The following is a 531-nucleotide window of genomic DNA, read 5'->3' as shown; positions in this document are numbered from 1 at the left end:
ATTTTTGTTGCAGCACGGTCAGCGTTTCCCCCTGCATCAGCGTTCTGGCGTGGCCGTGTTTATTTGCCAGCACGTCCGGCACGATTTCACGGCTGTCATCGTGGCGGGAGTGTTTGCGCATCCGCACGCCGTGACCTTTCTGCGTGACCCGGTACAGCGGGCGTTTCGGAAATTCTGACAGTGGCGCGATGTGCATGTAAAGCTGGTACAGCGTCAGCCAGGAGGATTCATCCTGCTCGTCGGGTTTGTACACCGATTTGACCAGCACAAAGGTGCCGGACTGGCGCAGGGGGCGTTCCTGGTAACACTCAATAGCCGCGTAATCCCGGTTAACCCGCCATGCCACCACCTCGCCGTCCATCATGAACTGGAGCGGCACGGATTTTTCTGGCGTGTCCTGATTAAGCACCGAGGCCGGAGACGATGACGTCCCGATGTGGATCCCCCCGTGCCAGTAATGACTAATGCCAAGTAACCACCAACCGTGCGCGTTTTTGCGGATGTCGGTCAGCAGCTCGTCATAGTTCTTAT

1 pseudogene is annotated in these 531 nt (G+C 57.4%); it reads right to left on the bottom strand.

Annotated elements, in window-relative coordinates:
• Window positions 1-531 (bottom strand): annotated as a pseudogene (locus F4V61_RS22000) (N-acetylmuramidase family protein); the annotation flags it as partial.

The sequence above is a fragment of the Salmonella enterica subsp. arizonae genome (assembly GCF_008692845.1).
In the GTDB taxonomy this organism is placed as follows: domain Bacteria; phylum Pseudomonadota; class Gammaproteobacteria; order Enterobacterales; family Enterobacteriaceae; genus Salmonella; species Salmonella arizonae.
The sequence above is the reverse complement of the archived record's forward strand: the minus strand, read 5'-3'. Positions and strand labels throughout refer to the sequence as shown.